We start from the raw sequence: 6810 nt of genomic DNA, 5'->3' as shown, positions 1-6810 counted from the left end.
CCGGTTCAGTCGCTGGACCTGGACGACCTGGGCATCGAGGCGGACGAGGTCGGTCTGGCGGGTTCGTGGACGGCGGTGGAGTCGGTGGCCGCGCGGCCGGCGCGTACCGCGGGCACGGTCGTCAAGGACGAGGGCGAGGGCGGCAAGGCGCTCGCGGGCTTCCTCGCCGACCAGAAGTTCATCTAGTCCCACCCGTTCGCGCATCCAACGATCGATCAGGAGCAACGAATCATGGCTGAGATCCTGGTTCTGGTGGACCACGCCGACGGTGCGGTCCGCAAGCCGGCCCTGGAGCTGCTGACCCTGGCCCGCCGCATCGGCGAGCCGTCCGCCGTCGTCCTCGGCGCCGGTGCCGCGGCCGCCGACATCGCCGCGAAGGCCGCCGAGTTCGGCGCGGCGAAGGTGTACGTCGCCGACGGCGCCGAGTTCGCCGACCAGCTGGTCGTCCCCAAGGTGGACGCCCTGGCCCAGATCGCCAAGGCCGGCGACGTCGCGGCCGTGCTGGTCACCTCCTCCGGCGAGGGCAAGGAGGTCGCCGCCCGCGTCGCGCTGCGGATCGGCTCCGGCATCATCACCGACGCCGTCGACCTGGAGGCCGGCGACGGCGGCCCGGTCGCCACCCAGTCGGTGTTCGCCGCGTCGTTCCAGGTGAAGTCCAAGGTCACCAAGGGCGCGCCGGTCATCACGGTCAAGCCGAACGCCGTCGCCCCGGAGGCCGCCCCGGCCGCCGGCACGGTGGAGAACGTGTCGGTCGAGTTCACCGGCAACGCCGCCAAGGTCACCTCGCGCACCCCGCGCGTGTCCACCGGCCGCCCCGAGCTGACCGAGGCCGCCGTCGTGGTCTCCGGCGGCCGCGGCGTCGGTGCCGCCGAGGGCTTCGGCGTGGTCGAGGAGCTCGCGGACGCGCTCGGCGCGGCCGTCGGCGCCTCCCGCGCCGCCGTCGACGCGGGCTGGTACCCGCACAGCAGCCAGGTCGGCCAGACCGGCAAGCAGGTCTCCCCGCAGCTGTACATCGCGGCGGGCATCTCCGGCGCCATCCAGCACCGGGCCGGCATGCAGACCTCGAAGACCATCGTGGCCGTCAACAAGGACCCCGAGGCCCCGATCTTCGAGCTGGTCGACTACGGCGTGGTCGGCGACCTCTTCGAGGTGCTGCCGCAGCTCACCGCCGAGGTGAAGGCCCGCAAGGCCTGATCCCGCGGGAAGGTTCGGAGGGCGTGGCACCGGGTGCTCGGTGCCACGCCCTCCGGCGTTCGTCCCCGGAGCGCGATGGGTGGTGCCGGGGCCCGTAGAGTCGGCGCAGCGCGTGACGTGCGGGCATGAGCCGATCTCATGTCGTGGCCATGAGTCGAGCTCATGTCGCAGGCATGAGTCGAGTTCATGAGCCGGACGTGTGATGCGCGGGGCATGAGCGGACCTCATGGGCCGGACGCGTGATGCGCGGGACGTGACGTGACGGCGTGGGACGAGGGCGAGGACGGTGGCATGGCACTGCTGACGGCACTTCAGGGCGGTTTCGGCGACGCGGCGGACGCGCTGCGGATCGACGGCAGGGCGCTCTCCCGGGAGGAGTTGCTGGGCGCGGCGACCGCCGTCGCGGATCGGGTGGCGGGCGCCCCCGCGTTGGCGGTGCTCGCCCGGCCCACCGTCGAGACGGTCACCGCCGTGGTCGGCGGCCTGCTGGCGGGCGTCCCGGTGGTGCCGCTGCCGCCCGACTCGGGGCCCAAGGAGCGCGAGCACATCCTGCGCGACTCCGGTGCGGCGCTGCTCGCCCACGCCGTCGGGGAGGCGCTGCCCGAGGGCGGCTCCGTCGAAGGGCTGCCGGTCGATCCGCTGCGGCGCTCCGCCGCCACCCACGCCGAACCGGCCGCGGACTCGACCGCCTTCGTGCTCTACACCTCGGGCACCACCGGCGCGCCCAAAGGAGCGGTGATCCGGCGGGAGGCGATCGCCGCCGACCTCGACGCCCTGGCCGCGGCCTGGCAGTGGACCGCCGAGGACACCCTCGCCCACGGCCTGCCGCTGTTCCACGTGCACGGGCTGCTGCTCGGCGTGCTCGGCGCCCTGCGCACCGGTAGTCGGCTGGTCCACACCGGCCGGCCCACCCCGGCGGGGTACGCGGCGGCCGGCGGCAGCCTCTACTTCGGGGTGCCCACCGTCTGGTCCCGGCTGGCGGCGGACCCGGAGGCGGCCGCCCGGTTGGCCTCGGCCCGGCTGTTGGTCTCCGGCAGTGCACCACTGCCGGTGCCGGTGTTCGAGCGGCTGGCCGCGCTCACCGGCCACGCCCCGATCGAGCGCTACGGGATGACCGAGTCGCTGATCACCGTCAGCACCAGGGCGGACGGCGAACGGCGCCCCGGGAGCGTCGGCCTCCCGCTGGAGGGGGTGCGCACCCGGCTGGTCGGCGAGGACGGCGCACCGGTGCCGAACGACGGGGAGACCGTCGGTGAGCTGCAGGTCTCCGGTCCGACGCTGTTCAGCGGCTACCTCAACCGGCCGGACGCCGACGCCGAGGCGTGGACGGCGGACGGCTGGTTCCGTACCGGCGACGTCGCGGTGATCGGAGCGGACGGCTTCCACCGGATCGTCGGCCGGGCCTCGGTGGACCTGATCAAGAGCGGCGGCTACCGGATCGGTGCGGGTGAGGTGGAGGCCGCGCTGCGCGACCACCCGTCGGTGGCCGACGCGGCGGTGGTCGGCGTGCCGGACGAGGACCTCGGACAGGCGATCGTCGCGTACGTCATCCCGAGCGGCGCCGTGACGGGGGAACAGCTGACGGCCTTTGTGGCGGATCGGCTGTCGGTGCACAAGCGGCCGCGCCGGGTCGTGCTGGTGCCCGAACTACCCAGGAACGCACTGGGAAAGGTGCTGAAGAAGCAGCTGCTGACGGAGGCCGCGGGTCGGTGATGAGGGGGCGTCGGACGCCCCCTGCGGTGACGGGTCCTCACCCTGATGCGCCGTCGGTGCCCACGCCGGCGGCCCTTCCTTCCATTGGCTCACTCCACTGCGCGCCGTGAGCGGACGCGTGCCTAACGTGACGGGCAGGCAGAACCGAATCCCCGGGTGACACGTCGCGGCTCCCGGCCGCAAGGCCGGAGGCCGCGAGGTGTCGGGCGGGGATCTGCCGAGCCGTACCGACCGGTGTCGCCGGGACGTACGGCGGGTTCGAAGCAGTTCCGCAGCCGCCCGCCCGGCGGTAGTCCGCAGCGAGCCGCGCGATCCGCAGCGACTCGCAGAGACCGCAGCAGTGAAGGAAGTCAGCAGTATGACCACCGTCAACACCGGCGCGCCGGATGCCGCCGACGAACCGACCGCGCAGCAGGTTGCTGCCACCACCCGTTCCCCCCGTCCCTCCCGGGCCGCGCGGCTCCGCCGGGGGATAGGCATGGTGGCCGTGATCGCGACCGGAGCGGGTGTCCTCGGCCTCGGCACCGGTGTGAGCCCCGCGGCCGCCGAGACCGCGCCGGCGCACGCCGGCTGGGACGGCTCGCGGTACTGGTTCAAGAACAGCCAGGGGCAGTGGCGCTGGACCTCGCACTACGACGTCTACCTGGCGCGGACCGGGGGCGGGACGAAGTCCTCGGGCGCGTCGTCGAGCGGCACGAAGTCGAGCGGGGGGATCAAGCAGGGCTGGGACGGTTCGCGCTACTGGTTCCGCAACAGCAAGGGCGAGTGGCGCTGGACCACGCACTACGACGTCTACCTGGCGCGGACCGGGGGCGGCTCCTCGTCGTCGGGTTCCTCCGGCTCCTCGGGCTCGGGTTCCTCCGGCGGCTCGGTGGCCGCGGACCCGGATGTCGAGACCGCCGTGCAGTACGCGCTCGCGCAGCTCGGCAAGCCGTTCAGGACGGCGGGCAACGGGCCGGACGGGTACGACTGCTCGGGCCTGGTGCAGCAGTCCTTCAAGCGCGGCGGCATCAGCCTGCCGCGGGTCGCCAACGACCAGTTCGCGGCGACCACGCCGGTCAAGGCGAGCCAGCTGCGTCGCGGTGACCTGCTGTTCTGGTCGCCGGACGGGACTCCGCGCGGCATCCAGCACGTGGCGATCTACCTGGGCAACAACCAGTACGTCGAGGCCGCGCGGCCGGGGACCAACATCAGGATCTCCAGCATCAGCAGCGGCTACTACCCGGCGTACATGGGCCGGCCGTAGCGGCTGCCGCGGGCCCGGGGCCCGCAAGTCCGCAGGTCGGGGGCGTCCGGTCGGGCCGGCGCCCCCGGCCTGCGCCTGGTCGTCCGGGGCGGTCCCGGTCGTCCGGGGCGGTCTGGTCCGGGGTCCGGTCGTCCGACGCGCGGTCAGAGGTCCGTCGGGCGGGGGAGGGCGCCGCGGGCACCGAGGGCGGTGACGGCGAAGGCCCCGGCGGCCACGGCCGTGGCGGCAGCGGCGCGGAGGTCGCTGCCGCGCGCGAGCTCGGCGGCGAGTGCGCCGCAGAAGACGTCCCCGGCCCCGGTGGTGTCGACCACCCGGACGGCCGGGGCGGGCAGCCGGTCGTACCGTTCGTCCGCGGCGACCAGGACGCCGTCGCCGCCGAGGGTGATCACCACGCCCTCGGCGCGGGTGGCGAGGGCCCGGGCGGCCTCGGTGACGTCGGCGGCCCCGGTGAGCTGGCGGGCCTCGACGGCGTTGGCGATGACCAGCGGCCGGCGCCCGGTCGGGCCGACGTCCGGCAGCTCGCCGGCCGGGGCGGTGTTGTGCAGCCAGCGGGTGCCGCCGGAGGGGCCCGCGGCGGGCAGGGCGGCGGCGGTCGCGCGGATGCACTCCGCCGGGACCTCGTTGCTGGTGAGCACCACGTCGACGGGGAGGAGCCGGAGGCGGCTCAGGGCCGCGGTCACCTCGTCCGGGGTGAGGTGCGCATTGGCGCCGGGGACCACGACGATGCTGTTCTCGCCGGAGGGGTCGACCATGACGATCGCCTGACCGGTGGGTGCGTCGGGGTGCGTGAGCACGGAGCCCGTCTCGACCTCCGCGCCGTGCAGATCGGCGAGCGCCGCCTCGCCGTCGGAGTCGCGCCCGACCTTGGCGACCAGGTGCGTCGCCGCGCCCATCCGGGCCGCCGCGATCGCCTGGTTGGCTCCCTTGCCGCCGAAGCCCCGGGTGGCGGCGTCGGCGAGGACGGTCTCGCCGGGGGAGGGGAGCACGGGGCAGCGCAGGATGCGGTCGGTGTTCACCGATCCGATGACGACGACTCGGCCGACGGGCAGCAGCTTCATCGTTCCTCTGTACGCGCCGGGGCGTCGGCGGCGCAAGCGGGCGGGCGCAGCCGGCGCAGACCGGGGAACCCGGGGTGCGGACCGCACTGCAAGCCGCCGTGCAGGCTGGGGCGCACGAGCCGGGTGCGGTGGCGAGGGGCTGATGTGCACAGGAAGTCGGCCCATCCGATCTCCTGTGCGTGAGCAGTGGTGAAGGGGTGCAATTTTGATGTAGACCGGTCTGCATATTCCGACCCCGGGCGCCTGGCCTGGGCACATGCCGCTGTCACGGGGCAGACCGGGGCGCGCGGACGGGCGCGGTGGGGAGGCATGGGGAGCGGCGTGACGCGGGTACCACCACGGGTGGCGCTGGTTCGGCCGACGGGGGCGCTGCCCGGTGCGATCGGCATCGGGGGAAGTCGAGGGGCAGGGGACGTTGTGATCGTCTGGGTCAATGGCACATTCGGGGCGGGCAAGACGAGCGCCTGCCGCGAGCTGGTGGAACTGCTGCCCGGGAGCGTGCTCTTCGATCCCGAGCAGGTGGGCTTCGGTCTGCGCCGGATGCTCCCGGCCGACCGGCTGGCGACGGTGTCCGACTTCCAGGACCTCGCGGCCTGGCGCCGACTCGTCCCCGAGACGGCGGCCGCACTGCTCGACGAGGTCGGAGGCCCGCTGGTGGTCCCGATGACGCTGCTCAGAGAGGACTACCGGGACGAGATCTTCGGTGACCTCGCCTCGCACGGGATCACGGTGCACCACTTCGTGCTGGACCCAGAAGAAACGATCCTGCGCGAGCGCATAGCCAACCGGGAGGAGTGCCCGGGCGACCCGGAGGCCAGCGAGCGGGTCCGGGCCTGGTGCCTGGAGCACCTGCCGCGCTACCGCGCCGCCCGTCGCTGGCTGGTCGGGGACGCCCGGATGGTCGACACCAGCGAACTCACGCCGCGGGAGACCGCCCTCCGGATCGCCGAGCTGGTCCGGGTCGGCGCCGCCCGCTGCCCGATCGTCCAGAGCCCGGACCCGACCGGGGACACCGTGGCCTCCGCCGTCCTGTTCTTCGACGAGCAGGACCGCGTCCTGCTGGTCGACCCGGTCTACAAGCCCGACTGGGACTTCCCCGGCGGCGTGGTCGAGCGCGGCGAGGCCCCCACCGACGCGGCGCTGCGCGAGACCGCCGAGGAACTCGGCCTGCGCCTCGACCCGTCCGGGCTGCGCCTGCTCGCCGTCGACTGGGAGCCGCGCACCGGTCCGCGCCGCGGCGGTCTGCGGCTGGTGTACGACGGCGGTCTCCTGGACGCGGCGGGCCGCCAGAACCTGCTGCTGCAGCAGGAGGAGCTGCGCAGCTGGCGCTTCGTCACGCTGGACGAGGCCGCCGAGCTGCTGCCCCCGAGCCGCTACCGGCGTCTGGCGGCCTCCCTGGACGCCCGGCGCAGTGGCGAGCTGCGGTACCTGGAAGCGGGGTGCCGGGTGGCCGTCGGGCTGGCGAGCGCAGCGGACGCGGCGTAGTCGGCGGCTGCGGCGGAGCCGGCGGCTGCGACCGAGCTGGCGGGTGCGCTGCGGGCGGGCGGCGGTCGGCCGGCCCGGTGCATGGACGGTTCGGTGTTGGACGGGCCGGTGCAG

At 74.4% G+C, this 6810-nt stretch carries 5 protein-coding genes and 1 pseudogene; 5 read left to right on the top strand and 1 reads right to left on the bottom strand.

Features of this window, described 5'->3' with window-relative positions; genetic code table 11:
• From ACZ7KX_RS36925 to ACZ7KX_RS36910, 4 genes and pseudogenes are all read left to right on the top strand, one after another.
• Positions 1 to 186, top strand: a pseudogene (locus ACZ7KX_RS36925) (electron transfer flavoprotein subunit beta); the annotation flags it as partial.
• Between the two features lie 45 nt (positions 187 to 231).
• A complete protein-coding gene (locus ACZ7KX_RS36920; RefSeq protein ID WP_470330328.1) occupies positions 232 to 1194 on the top strand; it encodes an electron transfer flavoprotein subunit alpha/FixB family protein in 963 nt (320 codons plus the stop codon).
• Positions 1195 to 1485: 291 nt separating this feature from the next.
• A complete protein-coding gene (locus ACZ7KX_RS36915) occupies positions 1486 to 2907 on the top strand; it encodes an acyl-CoA synthetase (protein ID WP_470330327.1) in 1422 nt (473 codons plus the stop codon).
• 358 nt (positions 2908 to 3265) lie between these two features.
• Complete coding sequence (locus tag ACZ7KX_RS36910; protein WP_470330326.1) at positions 3266 to 4153, top strand: C40 family peptidase; 888 nt, start codon at positions 3266 to 3268, stop codon at positions 4151 to 4153.
• A gap of 143 nt (positions 4154 to 4296) precedes the next feature.
• Here ACZ7KX_RS36910 and ACZ7KX_RS36905 read toward each other — a convergent pair whose 3' ends face one another.
• Entirely contained in the window at positions 4297 to 5211 is a 915-nt protein-coding gene (locus tag ACZ7KX_RS36905) for a ribokinase (protein ID WP_470330325.1), read from the bottom strand.
• A gap of 417 nt (positions 5212 to 5628) precedes the next feature.
• Between ACZ7KX_RS36905 and ACZ7KX_RS36900 the strand changes: the two genes are divergently transcribed.
• Positions 5629 to 6696, top strand: a complete 1068-nt coding sequence (locus tag ACZ7KX_RS36900; RefSeq protein WP_470330324.1) for an NUDIX hydrolase — start codon at positions 5629 to 5631, stop codon at positions 6694 to 6696.
• Positions 6697 to 6810 lie beyond the last annotated feature (114 nt).

Source organism: Kitasatospora sp. NPDC038210 (assembly GCF_055600605.1).
This window is presented reverse-complemented; position numbering and strand designations above follow the sequence as displayed.